Here is an 18272-nt window from a genome sequence, read left to right on the forward strand (position 1 = left end):
AGCTTCTATCTGGCACCTTAAGAAGTGCCAGATCGGAAAGGATTAAGGTGCCAGTTCCGGAAAGCCTGATCTCCGCCCAGATCGACCTGAACCGAGCCGACGACGAGGGGCTGGTGGCTCAACTGACGGGCCAGCTCCGCAGCTTGATCGCGAGCGGCCGTCTCGTCAAAGGCCGCACGCTGCCCTCGAGCCGCCGGCTTGCGAGCGATCTCGGCGTCTCGCGCAACACCGTGACCTATGCGTTCGAGCAGCTCGCCGCCGAGGGATATCTCGAAACGTCGCACGGCCGCCGTCCGATAGTCACGGTCGACGGCGGCGAGCGCGTCGCAGAGGGGGGCGCCGTCGCATCTCGCATGCGCCTTGGCAAGCCGCGGCTTTCGCCCTGGGCTTCGAGCCTCACGCAGACCGACTGGCCGATGTCCTATCAGGCGCGACTAAGACCCTTGCGTCCCGGGCCCGGCGATTTCAGGGAGTTTCCAAACGAGGTCTGGGCGCGCTGCCTGCGCCGCAGCGCTGTGCGCGCGGCCAAGCGCGAGTTCGGACCGGTCAACCGGACGCGCCTGCGCGAGGCATTGGCGCATTATCTCGCGACCAGCAGGGGCGTGCGCGCGACGGCGGATCAGATCCTCATTCTGCCGAGCGCGCAGGCTGCGTTGACCTTGATTGCGGCAGCCGTCATCACCCCCGGCGACGACGTTTGGGTCGAGGATCCCGGCTATCCTGGCGCCGCGGCCGCCTTCCGTGCGTCCGGTGCGCGCGTGATCGGGATGAGGTTGGACGAGCAGGGCATGCAGCGGATTCCGGGACTGGCGGCCCCGACATTGATCTTCATGACGCCGTCGCACCAGCACCCGACCGGCCGCCTGATGTCGCTCTCGCGCCGCACGGAGTTTCTTGGCCTGAGCAGGCCCGGCAAGACCTGGATCGTGGAGGACGATTACGACGGCGAATTCCACTATGACAGCCGGCCGGTGCCGGCCTTGCAGGGACTCGATGCCCATGGCCGCGTATTCTATGTCGGCACGTTCTCCAAGGCCATGACCTCGGACATCCGCCTCGGCTATCTCGTCGTTCCGCCGGCACTGGTCAACATCCTCGAGATCGTACAGCGGCACATCGGACTGATCGCCGCGAGCCACATCCAGGAAGCACTGGCCGAGTTCATCGCTGACGGGCATTTCCTGGCGCATCTGCGCCGGATGCGCCGGATCTATCACGCCCGCCGCGATCACCTCGTGGAGGGATTGGAGCGCCATTTGGGCGACGTTCTCGCTGCCGAAGTGCCCCCGGGCGGCCTCCAGCTCGTCGCCCGCCTCAAGCGCGGCCGCGCCGATCAGGCGGCGGTCAAGCGGTTGGTCGAAGCGGGCGTTGAAACGCGTGCCCTGTCCGGCTTGGCACTGGGCAGGCCGCGCGATCACGGCCTGCTGCTCGGCTTCGCGGCTTGGCGCGAGAGCGAGATCACCGCGGCGGTGCGGACGATGGCGTCCTGCTTCTAGCGCCAGCGCGCTATTCCACGGCCTTGGTCACGATGCGGATTTCCGACGTCAGCGTGCGGTGCACGGGGCACTTGTCGGCGATCTCCATCAATTTCTTGCGCTGCTCGGCATCGAGCGCGCCGTCCATCGCGATGTCGCGCTCGATCTGGTCGAGCATGCCATCGCGCGTCTCGCACTCCGCGCAGTCTTTTGCGTAGATCTTCGAATGTTTCAGCGAGACGATGACACGATCGAGCGGCAGCGACTTGCGGTCGGCATAGAGGCGCATGGTCATGGAGGTACAGGCCCCGAGGCCAGCGAGCAGGAGATCGTAGGGACCAGGGCCGGCATCCTCGCCGCCGGCGGCGACCGGCTCGTCCGCGACCAGACGGTGCGGTCCGACGCTGACGACCTGGTTGAACTTGCTCTTGCGGGTCTCCTGCACCACGACCCGGCGCGGTGCCTCGGGGAGATCCATCGCCTTCGCAGGTTTTGCCGTGTCGATGTACCGGCTTGCCCAGGCCACGATGACGTCGGCTGCGTAGAGTGCGTCGGCCGGCTTGGTGAGGAGATGATCGGCATGATCGAGCGAGACGAAGCTCTTGGGATGCCGGGCGGAGACGAAGAGCTTCGTCGCATTGTCGATGCCGACGGTATCGTCGACCGGCGAATGCATGACCAACAGCGCCTTGTGCAGGGCGGTGATGTCCTTCATCAGCTCCTGCTCGGCGATATCGTCGAGGAATTCGCGCTTGATCCGGAACGGGCGCCCCGCAAGCGAGACTTCGACCTCACCCTGCGTGCGAATGTCGTCGAGATGCTCTTTGAACAGGCCGGTGACGTGGGCGGGATCGGATGGTGCGGCAATGGTCACAACCGCCTTGGCTTCCGGGATTTGTCCTGCTGCCGCAAGGATCGCGGCGCCGCCGAGGCTGTGACCGATCAGGATCGACGGCGCCTTGAGGACGCTGCGCAGATGATCGGCGGCGCGCACGAGATCGGCCACGTTGGAGGAAAACGTCGAATTGGCGAAATCCCCCTCGCTGGAGCCGAGCCCGGTGAAGTCGAAGCGCAGCACTGCGATGCCCTTGGCGGCGAGCGCGACCGAGATGCGTTTGGCGGCCAGCGTGTCCTTGCCGCAGGTGAAGCAATGCGCGAACAGTGCGAAGGCCGCGGGCTCGCCGTCGGGTAGCTCCAGCGCGGCCGAAAGTTGATGGCCGCCTCCGCCAGTGAATTGAAAGCGCTCTGTCGGCATGAGCTTCCCCGTCCTTGCTTGAACCTAGTCGTCCGAATAGCGTTGCTCTGTCCAGGGATCGCCACGGTTATGATAGCCACGGACTTCCCAGAAGCCCGGCGCGTCCTCGGTCAGGAATTCGATGGCCTGGAGCCATTTGGCGCTCTTCCAGAAATACAGATGCGGCACGACCAGCCGCACCGGGCCGCCATGTTCGGCCGATAGTGGCTCACCCGACCAGCTATGGGCGAGCAATGCATCCTCGGCGGCGAAATCGTCCAGCGTGAGGTTGGTGGTGTAGCCGTCATGGGAGTGCAGCACGATGAAGCGCGCGTCCTCGCGCGGCTGGCAGGCCGCGAGCAGCTCGCGGGTCGCGAGCCCCTCCCACTCATTGTCGTAACGCGACCAGGTGGTGACGCAGTGGATGTCGGAGGTGAACTGCGCCTGTTTCTGGGCGGCGAACTCGGCAAAGGTCCAGAACACGGGGTTCTCGATCGCGCCGTAGACGTCGAGCCGCCAGCGCTCGCGCGTAACCGGCGGCACGACCCCGAGATCGAGCACCGGCCAATCTTTTGTCAGATGCTGGCCGGGCGGCAGGCGCTGATCTTCCGGGCGCGTGATCTTGCCGGTCAAAAAGCGGCCTTCGCGCGCCCATTTTTCCTTGGTGCGCGTCAGCTTGCTGTCGGGGGGCTCGTTGTCCTCGGCCATCGGCTACTCGTGTCGGTGCATCGCGGAGGCGTGCTTGGTGTCGCGCATGGTGGAATAGATGATCAGTGACAGGCAGATGATGCCGGCGAGATAGTAGTAGAACCACTCCTCATGCCCGATGCTCTTGAAATAGAGCGCGATCGCCGGCGCCGTGCCGACGAACAGCGAGACGGTGATAGCATAGGGCAGGCCGACGCCGAGGGCGCGGACATTGGTCGGGAACAGCTCGGCCTTCACCACGGCGTTGATCGAAGTGTAACCGGCGACGAACAGCCAGGCGGCGCAGATCAGGATGAACGCGATGAAAGGCGACTTGGTCTCCTTCAGCGTCGTCAGCAGCGGCACGGTTGCGAGCGTGCCGGCGACGCCGAAGAAGATCAGCAACGGCTTGCGGCCGATCCTGTCGGAGATGGCGCCATAGATCGGCTGCAGGATGGTCGCGAAGATCAGCGTGCCGAAGATCACGAAAGTGGTCTGGTCTTCGGTCAACCCCACCGAAAGCTTGACGAAGGTCTGCATGTAGGTGGTGAAGGTGTAGAACGCCGCGGTGCCGCCCGCGGTCAGGCCGACCACCAGGAGCAGCTCGCGGGGATAGCGCAGCAAATTGGTGAGCGAGCCGGTCGGCTTCACCACCTTCCTGGCTTCTTCGAAGGCCTCGGTCTCGTGCAAGCCGCGCCGCATCACGGCGGCAAAGATCGCGAGCGCCGCACCGATCGCAAACGGGATGCGCCAGCCCCAGGCTCTCAGTTCCTCCGGCGTGAGGAAGATCTTTTGCAGAAGCAGAAGGACGATGATCGCGGTGAGCTGGCCGCCGATCAGGGTGACGTATTGGAAGCTCGAATAGAAGCCGCGGTGCTTGGGGTCGGCGACCTCGCTGAGGTAGGTGGCGCTGGCGCCGTATTCGCCGCCGAGACTCAAGCCTTCGATGACGCGGGCGAGCGCCAGGATCACCGGCGCGGCGAAGCCGATCGTGGCGTAGGTCGGCGTCAACGCGATGATCAGCGAGCCGAAGCACATGAAGACGACCGACAGCGTCAGCGAGATGCGCCGCCCGTAATGATCGGCGATATAGCCGAACAGCCAGCCGCCCAGGGGCCGCATCAGGAAGGTCGCCGCGAATACGACGGCGACATTCAACTGCTGGACGACAGGGTCGTTGCCGGGAAAGAAGGCGGGTGCGAAATAGAGCGCAACGGCGGTGTAGGCGTAAAAGTCGTACCACTCGACGAGATTGCCGATCGAGCCAATGAAGATCGCCTTGATCCGGCGCTTGGCGTCGGCAACGTCAATGTGGTCGGAGGCCGGTCGGATTATTTGCTCAGTCACGTCCGGCCTCTCCGTATCGCTCTTTGGAGAGGTCTACATCGCCTTTCCGAGCAAAAATGGCAACTGGCGGGGGCCTCTGACGGTTCCCTGTGACCAGGTCACCGTGCCTGCCGGATCGAGGGCGAAGTCCGGAATTCGCTTCAGCCATTCCTCCAGCGCAACCTGCATCTCCATGCGCGCAAGGTTCGAGCCGACGCAGCGGTGGATGCCGAGGCCGAAGGCGGCGTGGCGGTTCTCGCGGCGGTCAATCACGACCTTGTCAGCATCCGGAAACATTTTCGGGTCACGGTTGGCGGCCGGGAAGGACAGCAGCACCATGTTGCCCGTCTTGACCGGGCAGCCTGAGACCGTGGTCTCCTTGACCACTTCGCGCGCCATCGTCACCGGCGAATAGGCGCGCAGCAGTTCCTCCACCGCGGTCGGGATCAGCTCGGGCTCGGCAATCAGGCGCTCGCGGTCGGTGGGCGTCCGGGCAAGGTGCCAGAGCGAGGAGCCGATCGCGCTCCAGGTGGTGTCGATGCCGGCAATCAGGAGCAGGCGCAGCGAGCCCAGCACGTGCGAATCCTCGAGCGGATTGCCGTCCTTGTCCCGGGCATTCATCAGATAGGAAATGAGGTCGTCGGTCGGCTTGTTCTTGCGCGCCTCGATATGGGCGCTGAAATAGCCGGTCATCTCCTGCACCGCCTGGAGCAGTGTGTTTTCGTCCTTGATGCCCAGTTCCAGGATCATGTGGATCCAGCGGATAAAGAGATCGCTGTCTGTCTCGGGGATGCCGAGCATGTGGGCGATCGCGCGGACCGGAATGTGCTTGGTGTAGCGCTCTGCCGCGTCCAGTCGGTCTTCAGTGATGAAGCCGTCGATCAACTCGTTGCAGATCGCGCGCACCCGCGGCTCCAGCTTCTTCATCGCGTCCGGCGTAAACGGCGGCAGCAGCAATTGCTTGGCTGGCTTGTGCACGGGCGGATCGGACGTGATCGGCGGGGCGGAGTTTCTGCTGGTGATCTCCGGCCGAACGTCTCGGACGATGATGCGACGCGAGGAGAAATGCTCGCTGTCGTTGGCGATCTCGCGCACGGCCTCATAGGTCGTCGGCATGTAACAACCGAGGAAGCGCTCGGTGTGCACGACCGGGCTTGCGGCGCGCAGCTCGTCCCAGATCGGGAAGGGATCTTCCGTCCATTGCGGATCGGTGTGGTCGAAATCATGGACCCAGTCGGTCACGGGCGGATGGGCGGCGGGCTGGCTGACGTCGGACATCTCGAAATCCCTTGGGGCTCGTGTTCGCGGAAGGCTCGCGGGGCGGCAGCGGCTGCGCTACTCCTCGATCACGTCGATTGCGATTTCCGGACAATTGGATTTGGCAAGCCAGGCCTTGTCCTCGAGGCCGGGCGGGACGATGCCGTCGCCGGCTTCGTGGGCATTGCCGTATTCGTCGAGCTCGAACAGCTCCGGCGCCAGCGCCTTGCAGCGCGCGTGTCCCTGGCATTTGTCGGGATCGACGTGAACCCTCAGTCGCTCTGTCATGGCGGCTCCCTCGGTCGTCTGCGCTCCGACCCGAAGGCGGCGCGCGCTCCCATCTGAGTTTTTGTTCAAGTTATAGGCTATTACATTCGCGGCAGGCTTCCCCTGTCAAGCGCAAACTTATAGGCTCTGCGCAACATGCGTTCACAAGTTGCCCGCAAGCCCGAGAATACCTACCACCATGGCGATCTCCGCGACGCCTTGATCAAGGCCGCGCTACGCGAAGCCGAGCAGGGCGGGACGGAGGCGATCAGCATCAAGGCGCTCGCAAAGCAGCTGGGCGTCTCGCAGCCGGCGCCCTACCGGCATTTTGCCGATCGGGAGGCGTTGCTTGCGGCGGTGACGGCGGAGGCGTTCCGGCAGCTCAGCGCGCTTCTGCGGGCGGCGATGGCAAAGCCGTCGAAGCGGTCGAAGCTGTCGCTGCTGGCGCAGGCGACGCTGGATTTCGGCTTACGTCGCAATGGCATCTATCGCCTGATGTTCGCCTCGCGCACGGTGTCGTGCGCGGCGAAAGGCAGCGAGCTGCACGACGCGACGCGCGAAACCTTTGCGCTCGTGATCGAGGCGCTGGAAGCTCCGGCAGTCGATTACTTGCGCGAGCGGCAAGCGCTCAAGATCTGGGCGGCGTTGCACGGCGTGGTGATGCTGGCCGAGCAGGGTCTGTTCACCGGCGAGGCGGCCCATGCCACACGCGAGGACCTGGTCGAGGATTTTGTCAGCGAAACGAAGGCAGCGCTTGCGGCGGCGATCAAGGGCGCGCGGCGCCGGAACAAGGCCGGCGCTTAGGTCTTCGCTTTCAGCAACTTCATCAGCTTCTCGACGGCGCTGTCAGGCGTGGTCACGACGGGGTTGCCGGTAGCTTCTGCCACGAGAGGCGCAGTTGCCGCGATGCTGAACTGCGCGAGCGCGACGACGTCGCAATCGCACAAATCGCGTGAGGCTTCCACGATCAGCCGGTCATGCGTAGCGCGGTCGCCGCGGTCGAGCGCCGCCAGCGCTCCTTCGGCAAGTTTCGGCACGATCTGGACGGAGGCCGGAAACTCCGGCGGCATCGATGCCAGCGTCGGCGGGAAGGTCGAGAGCAGGCCGATGCGCCGGCCCATCGTCACTGCCCGTTCGATCATGGCTTCGTTCGGCTTGAGCACCGGCATCGGCGCATGCGCGCGCGCAACCGCCTCGATGCAGGGACCGAAGGCCGAGCAGGTGAACAGGATCGCATCCGCGCGCGTCGCCGCGGCGTAGTGGCCGAGCGCAAGAAAGCGCTCGGTCATCGCATCATTGAGCTTGCCGTCGCGCGCCAGATCCGCCGACAGGCTATCGTCGAGCAGGTTCATCAGCCGCGCTTCCGGCCACGCCTTTGCGAACGCAGCCTCGATCGGAGCGATGGAATGCTTGAGGGCGTGGATCAGCGCGATGCGAGGAGACGTCGTCATTGAACGTTACCTGATACAAGGTCGGGTGTCCCGGGCGCAGCGCGTCCGGGACACGCTAAGCGTTTACTTGAACGGCACGGCGTACATCAAGCCGCCCTTGCTCCAGAGGCCGTTGAGGCCGCGCTCGAGCTTCAGCGGGCTCGCCTTGCCGACATTGCGCTCGTAGATCTCGCCGTAATTGCCGGTGGCCTTGAGGGCCGTGACCAGCCATTTATTGTCGAGCCCGAGCCGCGAGCCGAGATCGCCGGAGGCACCGAGCAGGCGCTGGATCGCGGGCGTCTGCGACTTCGCCATCTCGTCGACATTGCCCTGTGTGACGCCAAGCTCTTCGGCCTCGATCAAGCCGTAATGCAGCCAGGTGATGATGTCGCTCCAGACCTCGTCGCCATTGCGGGTGAAGGGGCCGAGCGGCTCCTTGCTGATGGTCTGCGGCAGCACGACGTAGTCGGCCGCGTTCGGCGCCGCGGTCGTGACGGCGCCTGCGAGCGCGGAAGCGTCCTGGGTCATGGCATCGCAACGGCCGCCGAAGAAGGTCTGATACATGGTGTCGACGCGGTCGAACACCAGCGGTTTCCAGTCGATGCCGTTGGCGCGGCCATAATCGCCGAGCGTGACCTCATGCGTGGTGCCCTGCGCGACGCAGACGGTGGCGCCCTTGAGATCCCTAATCTCCTTCACGCCGAGGTCCTTCTTCACGACAAAGCCCTGGCCGTCGTAGAAGTTGACCGGTCCCTGCCGCAGGCCCAGTGTCACGCCGCGCAAATAGGTCTGCGTCGAGTTACGGTAGAGCACGTCGATCTCGCCCGATTGCAGCGCGGTGAAGCGGTTCTGCGCGGTCAGCGAAACGTAACGCACCTTGCTGGCATCGCCGAGCACGCCGGCGGCGAGCGCGCGGCAATAATCGACGTCGAGACCCTTGTAGTTGCCTTGCGAATCCGGCGCGGAGAAGCCGGCAAAACCGGCGCTGACGCCGCATATCAGCGTGCCGCGGCTCTTCACCGTGTCGAGCGTTGCCGCCGCCGCGACCACTGTCGATGCCGCGAGCACGCCGGCTACGATAACCACTTTCCTCATCATGCTATTCTCCCCTCAGTGATTGACACTACGCAATACGTTGTCGACGGCCGTGCCGAGCTTGTCGACGATCAGGTCGATCTCGTCCGGCGAAGCGATATAGGGCGGCGCCAGCAGCACGTGGTCGCCACGGATGCCGTCCACGGTGCCGCCGCCGGGATAGCAGCCGAGGCCGTTGGCGAAGGCCTCCGCCTTGATCTTCTGATTCACCTTCAGCGCAGGATCGAACGAAGTCCGGCTGGCGCGATCGGCGACGAGCTCGATCGCCCAGAACAGGCCGCGGCCCCTGATGTCGCCGACATGGCGGTGATTGCCGAAGCGCTCGGTGAGCCGCTGCTCGAGCTGCTTGCCGCGCTCCTTGACCCGGTCGAGCAGGCCGTCCTCGAGGATCACGTCCTGCACCGCGAGCGCAGCAGCGCAAGCGAGGGGATGCGCGAGATAAGTGTGGCCGTGCAGGAAGGCGCCCGAACCTGAGCGGATTGTGTTGATGATCCTGCCGCTTGCGAGCATCGCGCCGATCGGCTGGTAGCCGCCGCCGAGACCCTTGGCAATCGCCTGGATGTCGGGCGCCACGCCTTCCTGCTCCCAGGCGTGTGTGGTGCCGGTGCGGCCCATGCCGCACATGACCTCGTCGAGGATGAGCAGGGCGCCGTGTCGGTCGCAGATCTCGCGCATCGCCCTGAAATAACCGTCCGGTGCCGTCACGGCACCTGCGGTGGCGCCGACGACGGGCTCTGCGAGGAACGCGGTGACCGTACTCGGACCGAGGCGCTGAAACTCGGCTTCGAGCTCGGCCGCAAGCCGGGCGACGAATTGCGCATCGGATTCGCCCTCGTGCTTCTCGTGATAGGCAAAGGCGGGAGTCACGTGGCTGAAGGCGTCGGAGAGCAGCGGCGCATAGGGCGCGCGGCGCCAGGCATTGCCGCCCGCCGCGAGCGCGCCGAGCGTATTGCCGTGATAGCTCTGCCGCCGCGCGATGAAGTGCTGCCGCTGCGGCTCGCCGCGCTCGATGAAAAACTGCCGCGCGAGCTTGATGCTGGCCTCAATCGCTTCTGATCCGCCGCTGACGAAATAGGCGTAGGCGAGGCCACCGGGCTCATGGCCGACCAGCCTCTCGGCCAGCGCCTCCGCCGGCTCGGACGAGAAGAAGGCTGTGTGGGCATAAGCGAGGGTCGAAGCCTGCTTCGTGATCGCTGCGATCACGCGCGGATGCTGGTGGCCGAGACAGGAGACCGCAGCTCCGCCGGAGGCGTCGATGATGCGCCGCCCGTCCTCGGCGAAGAGGTAGACGCCTTCGCCACCGATCGCCTTGGGCGGCGTTTCGCGCAGCGAACGATGCAGCACGCGGCTGGTGCGAGCGGCCATGGGTCAACCTTTCTCTGAAACGTAAGTTGAAGCCGCGGCCAGCCGCGCCTCGGTATTCTCCAGGCGCTTCTTCGCGGCCGTGCCGCCGAGCGAAAACGTCACGGCGGCCAGCGATTGCGCGATCGCAATGGCGCCGGTGAGGCTCGGGAAAAAGCCGGGAGAGGAGGCCGCCTCGAACAGCAGCACGTGGTCGGCGCCTTCAGCCATGGGCGCCGAAGGGCTATCGGCGATCGCGATCAGGGCCGCGCCGGCACGATAAGCGGCCTGCGCAACCCGGACGCTCGCATGGGTGTAGGGCATGAAGCCGATGACGATGACGGCCTCGCCGGGCCGGAACGCGCCGAGGTCGAGATCGTCGGGGCCGGAGGCGCCGACCAGTTGCACCTCTTCGGGACGAAACAGCCGGAGCTCGTAGTTCAGCAGTTCTGCGACGCTGCGGCAGCTTCGGTAGCCGGTGATCCAGATCCGTTTTGCGTCGTGGAGTGCGCGCGCCGCCTCCGCAATCGGCTGGGCCGGAATGCGCGGAAGGCCGGCGGCCTCGGCCTCCAGCTTTTCGGTGACGAGCGCGACATCGGCGTTCGGGCCGTGGCGGCGGCTCCTGGCGCGGCCGGAGAAGAGCGCTATCTGCGAGGGCCGCCGCGCCTCCGTCAGTGCCGCGCGCAATTCATCCCAGCCCGAATAGCCGATCGCCTTGGCAAGCCGCGTGAACGCGGCGGGATCGGCGCCGGCAACCGCTGCGAGATCGCGCATCGAACGCGTGGTGGCGTCGTAATCGTTGGCCGCGACGAAACGCCCGACCTCCTGCAACCGCATCGGAAGCGATGGCAATGCAATGCGCAGTTCGCTCAGCGGCGAGGATTTCGCGGGCTCGGTCATGAAACATTTGTTGCACGAAGTAGAGTTTGGTGCAACAGTTGACGTACGCCGCCGGAAATCGCCGTTTCGAGAAGGATTTTTGTGCTGTGACGTCAGACGCTCCGAGACCGCCGCCGCGCCGCCGCTTCTTCGGCGCTTTCGGACGGCGCGAGCTGAAAGGCCTGTTCTGGCAGGCCCTGGTGGTCGGGATCGCAGTCGCGGTCATCGTCTTCCTCTGGTCCAACACGGTGACCAATCTCTCCGCGCGCCGCATCACGACCGGATTTGCCTTCCTCGGCCGTGAGGCCGGCATGCCCATCGCCGACAGTCTGCTCGCCTACAATCCGAGAGACTCCTATCTCTGGGCCTTCGTCGTCGGCATCGCCAACACCCTGCGCGTCGCCGTGATCGGAATCGTGCTTGCAACCATCCTGGGCACGGTGATCGGCATCTCGCGGCTGTCGGCCAACTGGCTGCTGTCGCGGCTCGCCGCGGTGTATGTCGAAACGCTCCGCGACATCCCGCTGCTGCTCCAGCTCCTGTTCTGGTACGTGCTGATGCAGGCGCTGCCGGCCGCGCGCGCGGCATGGCGGCCGATCGAGGGCGTGTTCCTGTCCAATCGCGGGTTGATTTTGCCGGCGATTCCGATCGGGACGCCGCAGCTTTGGGTGCTCGGCACGGCAATGCTCGGGCTTGTCGTGTGCTATGTCATCCGGCGGCGGCTCATCGCGCAGCAAATGCGCGACGGCAAGCCGCGGCCGGCCTGGCCTTTTGTAGTCGGGCTGCTCGTTGTGTTGCCTGCGGCGGTGTCCGTGCTGCTCGGCGTGGCCTGGACGATCGAATGGCCTGGGTTGCGCGGCTTCAACTTCGTCGGCGGGCTGACGCTCGCGCCGGAATATTTCGCGCTGCTGATCGCGCTCGTCACCTACACCTCGGCCTTCATCGCCGAGATCGTGCGCAGCGGCATCCAGTCGGTGCCGCGCGGGCAGTGGGATGCCGCCAACGCGCTCGGACTGCGCCGCAGCTTCATGCTGCGGCAGATCATCCTGCCGCAGGCGCTGCGCGTCATCGTGCCGCCGATGACGAGCCAGTACCTCAACCTGTCCAAGAACTCCTCGCTCGCAGTGGCGATCGGCTATCAGGACGTGGTCTCGATCGCCAACACGACGCTGAACCAGACCGGGCAGGCGATCGAGGCCATTGCTTTGATCATGGCGGTGTTTCTCACCATCAGCCTCGGCATCAGCTTTTTCATGAACTGGTACAATTCGCGCATCGCGCTGGTGGAGCGCTGACCATGACGGCGATCGCCGACATTCCGGAAGCACCGCGCGCCGCCCGCCGCCCGCAGATTGGCAATCCGGTGCTGCGCTGGCTGCGCACCAATTTGTTCTCGTCGATCCCGAACGGCATCCTCTCGGTCGTGTTGCTGGCGGTGCTCGCAAAGGCCATCTTCAGCTTCGTGCAGTGGGGCATTGCCAATGCGGTCTGGCTCACCCCGGCGAACGATTCCAGCGCCTGCCGCGCGGTACGCGGCGTCGGTGCATGCTGGGCGATCATCCCCGAGAAATATCGCTTCATCCTGTTTGGCACCTATCCGTTCGACGAGCAGTGGCGGCCGGCGCTGGCGGTGCTGCTCTTCATTGGCCTGTTCTATCTCTCCAGCCGCCGCGCCTTATGGCGGCGCGAACTGGCCTATCTCTGGATCGGAGCGCTCGCGCTGATCAGTGTGCTGATGTGGGGCGGCATATTCGGCTTGTCGTTCGTCTCGCAGGACCGTTGGGGCGGCTTGCCGGTGACGCTGATCCTGGCGACCTTTGGTCTGGCGTTCGGATTCCCGCTCGGCATCCTGGTCGCACTCGGCCGGCGTTCAAAACTGCCGGCGATCCGCTCGCTCAGCGTGCTCTATGTCGAGCTGATCCGCGGCGTGCCGCTGGTCAGTCTGCTGTTCATGGCGAGCGTGATGTTTCCGCTGTTCATGCCGAACGGATTCAACATCGACAAACTCCTGCGCGCGCAGGTCGCGATCATCCTGTTCGCGGGTGCTTATCTTGCCGAAGTCATTCGCGGCGGCCTCCAGGCCGTCCCCCGCGGCCAATACGAGGCCGCCGACGCTCTCGGCCTGTCCTACTGGCGCAAGAACCGCCTAATCGTCCTGCCGCAGGCGATCCGCCACGTCATCCCGCCGCTGGTCAACACCTTCATCGCCTTCTTCAAGGACACCAGCCTCGTCCTGATCATCGGGATCTTCGACTTGCTGACGACGGCCAAGACCGCGATCATCGATCCGGCCTGGCAGCAATTCTCCGTCGAAGTCTACATCTTCGTCGCCGCCATCTATTTTGTCTTCTGCTTCGCGATGTCACGATACAGCCGCAGCCTTGAGGCGACGAGCGGAAGGTGAAGGCCGCGTGTCCTGGACAAGGTGCAGCGCGAAGCGTTGCGCCGCGTCCGGGGCACGAGAGAAGTTAGTTCTTCACCCGCGGATCAATCGGCGTCGTGCCGCGCACACCCAGAATATCCTCCAACACCTTCGCGCCGGCGATCACCTGCGCGTCCGCGCGCGGAGCCCCGACGATCTGCAGGCCGACCGGCAGGCCCGACGCCGTGAAGCCGCACGGCAGCGACAACGCGGGACAGCAGGCGAGCGTGATGGCGTAGACGATGCCGAGCCATTCGACGTAATTCTCGAACTTCTTGCCGGCGCATTCGGCGACATAGCGGTGCTCGATCGGGAAGGGCGGCACTATGGTGGTCGGTACCAGCAGCAGATCGTAGCTCTTGAAGAACTCGACCGCACGCGCGGTCATGCCGACGCGCTGCGACTCGGCGCGTTCGAGCTGCTCGATCGTGAGCTTGAGGCCTTCCTCGATGTTCCAGATCACTTCGGGCTTGAGCAGGTCGCGCTTGGTGCGCAGCAGCTGCGCCTTGCTGATCGCGAAGTCGAACGCGCGCAGCACGTGGAAGCACTCATGCGCCTCGCGCCAGTCCGGATGCGCCTCCTCGACGATGGCGCCGGCTTCGGCAAAGCGTTCCGCCGCCTTTCGCGTGATAGCTTTGACTTCGGGATCGACCGGCGTGATACCGAGGTCCGGCGAGTAGGCGATGCGCTTCGGTTTGTTGCCTGATTGCGCCGCCGAGAGAAACGACGTCAAGGGCGCCGGCAGCGACAGCGGGTCGGCGGCATAATCGCCGCTCATGGCATCCAGCAGCAACGCGAGATCCTCGACGTTGCGGGCCATCGGGCCAACGACGCCGAGATTGCGGTCGATGGCCGCTTTCGGCGTGTGCGCGACGCGGCCGATGCTCGGCCGCATGCCGACGACGCCGCAGAACGCCGCGGGACTGCGCAAGGAGCCGCCCATGTCGGAGCCCTGCGCGAGCCAAGCCATGCCGGTCGCGAGCGCAACGGCCGCGCCGCCCGAGGAGCCGGCTGCGGATTTGGATGTATCCCAGGGATTGAGGGTCGCGCCGAACACCTCGTTGAACGTGTTAGCGCCCGCGCCGAACTCCGGCGTGTTGGATTTGGCGTAGACGACCGCGCCGTTACCTTCGAGGTTCTCCACCATGAGGTCGGACTGCTTGGGCACATTGTCCTTGAAGATCGGTGAGCCCTGGGTGTTCAGCACGCCAGCAACATCGGTCAGGTCCTTGATCGGCACTGGCAGACCCGCGAGCAATCCGCGCGCACCGGCCGGCTTCCGCATCAGCGCCTTTGCGCTATCCCGCGCGCGGTCGAAGCACAGCGTCGGCAGCGCGTTGACCTTGCCATCGACTTCGCCGATGCGCTTCTCCAGCGCATCCAACAGTTCCAGCGGCGAGACGTCGCCGGACCGCAGCTTGTCGACGACGGCGCAAGCGGTTTCTCGGATCAACTCTTGAGACAACTATCTTACTCCTGTGCTTGTTCTGGGCTCCGTCATTGCGAGGAGTGAAGCGACTTGTCCGCCTTCGCTAAAGCTTCGGCGGACAAGTCGCTGCGCTCGCAACGACGTGGATAGAGTTAACCCCATCCTGCGCTGATGCCGCCGTCCACCGTGTAAATCACGCCGGACGTATAGCCTGCCCGATCGGACGCGAGGAACGCCATGAGATCGCCGATCTCGCGCGCATGTGCAGGCCTGCCGAGCGGCAGGCTCTTCTGAAATTCCTTGTAGCGGTTCTCGTCGCCGAACTGGTGCTTTGCCCGCGTCTTCAGCAGGGTGACGTGACGGTCGGTGCCGACGGGGCCGGGATTGATTCCGACCACGCGGATATTGTCGGCGAGGCTCTTGCCCCCGAGCGCGCGGGTGAAGGCCATCAGGGCGGCATTGCCGGCGCTGCCGCAAATGTAGTTGGCGTCGAATTTCTCGCCGGCGGCGCCGATGTCGTTGACGATCACGCCGCCGCCCTTCGCCTTCATCTGCGCATAGATCATGCGCGTGAGGTTGATGTAGCCGAACACTTTCAACTCCCAGGCGTGCCGCCAGGTCGCCTCGTCGATCTTGTCGATGGAGCCGCCGGGAATGTCGCCGGCATTGTTGACGAGCACGTCGATGTCGGCGGCTTCCCTGGCGAGCCGCGTCAAATCCTCGCTCTTGCGCAAATCCACGATGCTGGTGGCGGCATCGATCTGCTGCGCCGAGCGCAAGCGCTCGGCCAGAGCCTTGAGCTGATCGCCGTTGCGGGCGGCGAGGAGGAGATGGCAGCCTTCCTCGGCAAAGGCCTCGGCGGCGGCTGCGCCGATGCCCTTGGACGCGCCCGTGATCAGGACGCGCTTGCCACGCAGATGCAGATCCATGGGAGTTACTCGCAGGAGAGGAGCAGGAATGAAATCAGTAGGCGGTCGGCCGCGCCATGGTCAACATTGCAGTGCAGCGTTGCACTGCCGCCGCGTTTGGTCCATTGCAGTGCGGTCAAAAAGGCGGCGGCTGCCGGACCAATCAAGGACGTTCTCGATGAGCAAGAAACAATACCGGATCGCGGTCATTCCCGGCGACGGCATCGGCAAGGAAGTGATGCCGGAGGGTCTGCGCGTTCTGGAGACCGCGGCGAAGAAGCACGGAGTGTCGCTTCATTTCGATCATTTCGACTTCTCGTCCTGGGACTATTACGAGAAGCACGGCCAGATGATGCCGGACGATTGGAAGGAAAAGATCGGCAAGCACGATGCCATCTACTTCGGTGCGGTCGGTTGGCCGGCCAAGATTCCGGATCACGTCTCGCTCTGGGGCTCGTTGATCAAGTTCCGCCGCGAGTTCGATCAGTATGTGAATTTGCGCCCCGTGCGGCTGATGCCGGGCGTGCCGTCGCCACTGGCCAACCGCAAGCCCGGCGACATTGATTTCTGGGTGGTGCGCGAGAACACCGAAGGCGAATATTCCTCCGTCGGCGGCCGCATGTTCCCGGACACCGACCGTGAGTTCGTGACGCAGCAGACCGTGATGACCCGCATTGGCGTCGATCGCATCCTGAAGTTCGCATTCGAACTCGCGCAGTCGCGGCCGAAGAAGCACCTGACGTCGGCGACCAAGTCGAACGGCATCTCCATCACCATGCCCTATTGGGACGAGCGCGTGGAGGCGATGGCGAAAAAGTTTCCGGGCGTGAAGTGGGACAAGTACCACATCGACATCCTGACAGCGAACTTTGTGCTGCATCCGGACTGGTTCGACGTCGTTGTCGGCTCCAATCTGTTTGGTGACATCCTGTCCGATCTCGGCCCGGCCTGCACCGGCACTATCGGCATCGCGCCGTCAGGCAACATCAACCCCGAGGGCAATTTCCCGTCGGTGTTCGAGCCGGTGCACGGCTCGGCGCCCGATATCGCGGGACAGGGCATCGCCAATCCGATCGGCGCAATCTGGTCCGGCGCGATGATGCTCGAACATCTCGGCGAGAAGGAAGCCGGCAAGTCGATCGTCGATGCGATCGAACGCACGCTGGCAGAGCGCACGCTCCGCACCAAGGACCTCGGCGGCAACGCTGACACGACCGCATGCGGCAAGGCGGTTGCGGAGATGGTGGATTAGGGCACTGCTTTCCCTCCCCCCTTGTGGGGGAGGGTGGCTTCGATGCGAAGCATCGAAGACGGGTGAGGGGTCGTCTCCGCGGAGACAGGCCTCTCAACTGTGCATTTCTCTTCGTGGAGAGAGACCCCTCATCCGGCGCTCCGCGCCACCTTCTCCCACAAGGGGAGAAGGGAAGAGCAGCGTGCTCCGCCTCACTACCCCGCGATCTCCTCGATCGCCGCCTCATCCAGCCCGAACGTTTTCCCAGCCAGCAAAATATCCCGCCAGGTGGTCGGATCGACCGGGATGCCTTCCGCGAGCCGCTTCTTCTTCGTCTCGCGTTCGGGCTCACCCGCGATCTTCACCTTGTCGACACCGGGGGCCGGAGGTGAGCCGGTGTGCCATGCGACGAAGCTCTCGACTTCGCGCGCGAGATTCTCCGCGGTGCCGAGTTTGGTCGGATCTATGATGATCGAGAGCATGCCGTTGAGGACGTTGTACTTGCCATCGGATGGGCCCTTGACCACTTGCCCGCCGGAGAGTGCGCCGCCGAGGATTTCGCACACCAGCGCGAGCCCCGAACCCTTGTGCTCGCCGAACGGCAGGATGGCGCCGTGCGGCGGAATCACGGTGTAGCGCGGGTTGGTGGTCGGCTTGCCCTCGTTGTCGATGATGGTGCCGGGCTCGAGCTCGACGCCCTTGTTGTGGGCGACGCGGGTCTTGCCCTGCGCGATCCTGCTGGTGGCGAAGTCGAGCACGATGGGGTCCTTGCCCGCGCGCGGGATGCCGACGCAGAACGGGTTGGTGCCGTGGCGCCCATCGCTGCCGCCCCACGGCGCCACGATGGGACGCGAGATCACGTTGACGAAGTGAATCGAGACCAGTCCGTGGTCGATGCACTGCTCGGCCCAGTGGCCGATGCGCCCGATGTGGTGCGAGTTGGAGAGGCCGACGAGACACACGCCGTTGCGCTTGGCGCGCTCGGCCGCCAGCTCCATCGCTTCATGGCCGATGACTTGGCCATAGCCGGTGAGGCCGTCGAGCGTGAGAAGCGGACCGGTGTCGAGCACGATCTTGACGTGCTGGTTCACGGCGAGACCGCCCGTGGTGACGCTCTGGACATAGCGCGGGATCATGCCGACGCCGTGGGAGTCGTGCCCCTTGAGGTTTGCCTCGACCAGGTTGGTGGACACGAGCTCGGCCTCGCGGTCCGTGGAGCCGCCGGCCTTGACGATGGCACTGATGGCTTCGATGAGCGGCTGTGCCTTGATGGTGCGGTAATCGGCCATTG

The 18272-nt window shown here is 64.9% G+C and carries 17 protein-coding genes; 5 read left to right on the forward strand and 12 right to left on the reverse strand.

Annotated elements, in window-relative coordinates; translation table 11 throughout:
• Positions 1–47: 47 nt before the first annotated feature.
• Positions 48–1496 carry a PLP-dependent aminotransferase family protein gene (locus GWG67_RS17570; RefSeq protein ID WP_275170517.1) on the forward strand — a complete coding sequence of 483 codons (1449 nt, stop codon included), beginning with the start codon at positions 48–50 and terminating at the stop codon, positions 1494–1496.
• A gap of 10 nt (positions 1497–1506) precedes the next feature.
• Here the strand turns inward: GWG67_RS17570 and GWG67_RS17575 are convergent, their stop codons facing one another.
• Genes GWG67_RS17575 through GWG67_RS17595 form a run of 5 tightly spaced genes read right to left on the reverse strand, consistent with a single transcriptional unit; the run spans position 1507 to position 6267 of the window.
• Positions 1507–2730, reverse strand: coding sequence for a bifunctional alpha/beta hydrolase/OsmC family protein (locus tag GWG67_RS17575; protein ID WP_275170518.1), 1224 nt, complete (start codon positions 2728–2730; stop codon positions 1507–1509).
• A 24-nt stretch (positions 2731–2754) separates the two neighbouring features.
• The gene (locus tag GWG67_RS17580; RefSeq protein ID WP_275170519.1) at positions 2755–3417 is read right to left on the reverse strand and encodes a sulfite oxidase-like oxidoreductase; all 663 of its coding nucleotides are present in this window, start codon (positions 3415–3417) and stop codon (positions 2755–2757) included.
• Positions 3418–3420: 3 nt separating this feature from the next.
• Complete coding sequence (locus GWG67_RS17585; RefSeq protein WP_275170520.1) at positions 3421–4743, reverse strand: MFS transporter; 1323 nt, start codon at positions 4741–4743, stop codon at positions 3421–3423.
• A gap of 33 nt (positions 4744–4776) precedes the next feature.
• Positions 4777–6000 (reverse strand): cytochrome P450, encoded by a 1224-nt coding sequence (locus GWG67_RS17590; protein ID WP_275170521.1) that lies wholly within the window; start codon positions 5998–6000, stop codon positions 4777–4779.
• Between the two features lie 57 nt (positions 6001–6057).
• A complete protein-coding gene (locus GWG67_RS17595) occupies positions 6058–6267 on the reverse strand; it encodes a ferredoxin (RefSeq protein WP_015687579.1) in 210 nt (69 codons plus the stop codon).
• 135 nt (positions 6268–6402) lie between these two features.
• Between GWG67_RS17595 and GWG67_RS17600 the strand changes: the two genes are divergently transcribed.
• Positions 6403–7050, forward strand: a complete 648-nt coding sequence (locus tag GWG67_RS17600; RefSeq protein WP_275170522.1) for a TetR/AcrR family transcriptional regulator — start codon at positions 6403–6405, stop codon at positions 7048–7050.
• Here the strand turns inward: GWG67_RS17600 and GWG67_RS17605 are convergent.
• From GWG67_RS17605 to GWG67_RS17620, 4 genes are all read right to left on the reverse strand, one after another.
• Entirely contained in the window at positions 7047–7697 is a 651-nt protein-coding gene (locus tag GWG67_RS17605) for an aspartate/glutamate racemase family protein (protein ID WP_275170523.1), read from the reverse strand. The genes GWG67_RS17600 and GWG67_RS17605 overlap by 4 nt on opposite strands.
• A 63-nt stretch (positions 7698–7760) precedes the next feature.
• On the reverse strand, positions 7761–8774 hold the full coding sequence (locus tag GWG67_RS17610) for an amino acid ABC transporter substrate-binding protein (protein WP_275170524.1): 1014 nt from the start codon (positions 8772–8774) through the stop codon (positions 7761–7763).
• A 12-nt stretch (positions 8775–8786) separates the two neighbouring features.
• The gene (locus GWG67_RS17615; RefSeq protein WP_275170525.1) at positions 8787–10136 is read right to left on the reverse strand and encodes an aspartate aminotransferase family protein; all 1350 of its coding nucleotides are present in this window, start codon (positions 10134–10136) and stop codon (positions 8787–8789) included.
• A 3-nt stretch (positions 10137–10139) separates the two neighbouring features.
• Positions 10140–11012 carry a MurR/RpiR family transcriptional regulator gene (locus GWG67_RS17620; RefSeq protein ID WP_275170526.1) on the reverse strand — a complete coding sequence of 291 codons (873 nt, stop codon included), beginning with the start codon at positions 11010–11012 and terminating at the stop codon, positions 10140–10142.
• 86 nt (positions 11013–11098) lie between these two features.
• Here GWG67_RS17620 and GWG67_RS17625 point away from each other — a divergent pair, with 86 nt between their 5' ends.
• The gene (locus tag GWG67_RS17625; RefSeq protein ID WP_275170527.1) at positions 11099–12286 is read left to right on the forward strand and encodes an amino acid ABC transporter permease; all 1188 of its coding nucleotides are present in this window, start codon (positions 11099–11101) and stop codon (positions 12284–12286) included.
• Positions 12287–12288: 2 nt separating this feature from the next.
• The gene (locus GWG67_RS17630; protein ID WP_275170528.1) at positions 12289–13395 is read left to right on the forward strand and encodes an amino acid ABC transporter permease; all 1107 of its coding nucleotides are present in this window, start codon (positions 12289–12291) and stop codon (positions 13393–13395) included.
• A gap of 64 nt (positions 13396–13459) precedes the next feature.
• On the opposite strand, the gene GWG67_RS17635 is transcribed toward GWG67_RS17630, so the two are convergent.
• Entirely contained in the window at positions 13460–14878 is a 1419-nt protein-coding gene (locus GWG67_RS17635; protein ID WP_275170529.1) for an amidase, read from the reverse strand.
• 116 nt (positions 14879–14994) lie between these two features.
• The gene (locus GWG67_RS17640) at positions 14995–15771 is read right to left on the reverse strand and encodes an SDR family oxidoreductase (protein ID WP_275170530.1); all 777 of its coding nucleotides are present in this window, start codon (positions 15769–15771) and stop codon (positions 14995–14997) included.
• A gap of 157 nt (positions 15772–15928) precedes the next feature.
• On the opposite strand from GWG67_RS17640, the gene GWG67_RS17645 reads away from it, so the two are divergent.
• Positions 15929–17002, forward strand: coding sequence for a tartrate dehydrogenase (locus GWG67_RS17645; RefSeq protein ID WP_275170531.1), 1074 nt, complete (start codon positions 15929–15931; stop codon positions 17000–17002).
• Positions 17003–17196: 194 nt separating this feature from the next.
• On the opposite strand, the gene GWG67_RS17650 is transcribed toward GWG67_RS17645, so the two are convergent.
• Positions 17197–18270, reverse strand: coding sequence for a malate/lactate/ureidoglycolate dehydrogenase (locus tag GWG67_RS17650; protein WP_275170532.1), 1074 nt, complete (start codon positions 18268–18270; stop codon positions 17197–17199).
• Positions 18271–18272 lie beyond the last annotated feature (2 nt).

The organism is Bradyrhizobium sp. CSS354 (assembly GCF_029051725.1).
Taxonomy (GTDB): Bacteria; Pseudomonadota; Alphaproteobacteria; order Rhizobiales; family Xanthobacteraceae; genus Bradyrhizobium.

Coding starts and splice junctions, on each gene's coding strand:
- GWG67_RS17590 (WP_275170521.1), bottom strand. CDS start 6,000: ATGTCCGACGTCAGCCAGCCCGCCGCCCATCCGCCCGTGACCGACTGG.
- GWG67_RS17640 (WP_275170530.1), bottom strand. CDS start 15,771: ATGGATCTGCATCTGCGTGGCAAGCGCGTCCTGATCACGGGCGCGTCC.
- GWG67_RS17610 (WP_275170524.1), bottom strand. CDS start 8,774: ATGATGAGGAAAGTGGTTATCGTAGCCGGCGTGCTCGCGGCATCGACA.
- GWG67_RS17615 (WP_275170525.1), bottom strand. CDS start 10,136: ATGGCCGCTCGCACCAGCCGCGTGCTGCATCGTTCGCTGCGCGAAACG.
- GWG67_RS17595 (WP_015687579.1), bottom strand. CDS start 6,267: ATGACAGAGCGACTGAGGGTTCACGTCGATCCCGACAAATGCCAGGGA.
- GWG67_RS17630 (WP_275170528.1), top strand. CDS start 12,289: ATGACGGCGATCGCCGACATTCCGGAAGCACCGCGCGCCGCCCGCCGC.
- GWG67_RS17645 (WP_275170531.1), top strand. CDS start 15,929: ATGAGCAAGAAACAATACCGGATCGCGGTCATTCCCGGCGACGGCATC.
- GWG67_RS17650 (WP_275170532.1), bottom strand. CDS start 18,270: ATGGCCGATTACCGCACCATCAAGGCACAGCCGCTCATCGAAGCCATC.
- GWG67_RS17605 (WP_275170523.1), bottom strand. CDS start 7,697: ATGACGACGTCTCCTCGCATCGCGCTGATCCACGCCCTCAAGCATTCC.
- GWG67_RS17620 (WP_275170526.1), bottom strand. CDS start 11,012: ATGACCGAGCCCGCGAAATCCTCGCCGCTGAGCGAACTGCGCATTGCA.
- GWG67_RS17580 (WP_275170519.1), bottom strand. CDS start 3,417: ATGGCCGAGGACAACGAGCCCCCCGACAGCAAGCTGACGCGCACCAAG.
- GWG67_RS17600 (WP_275170522.1), top strand. CDS start 6,403: ATGCGTTCACAAGTTGCCCGCAAGCCCGAGAATACCTACCACCATGGC.
- GWG67_RS17575 (WP_275170518.1), bottom strand. CDS start 2,730: ATGCCGACAGAGCGCTTTCAATTCACTGGCGGAGGCGGCCATCAACTT.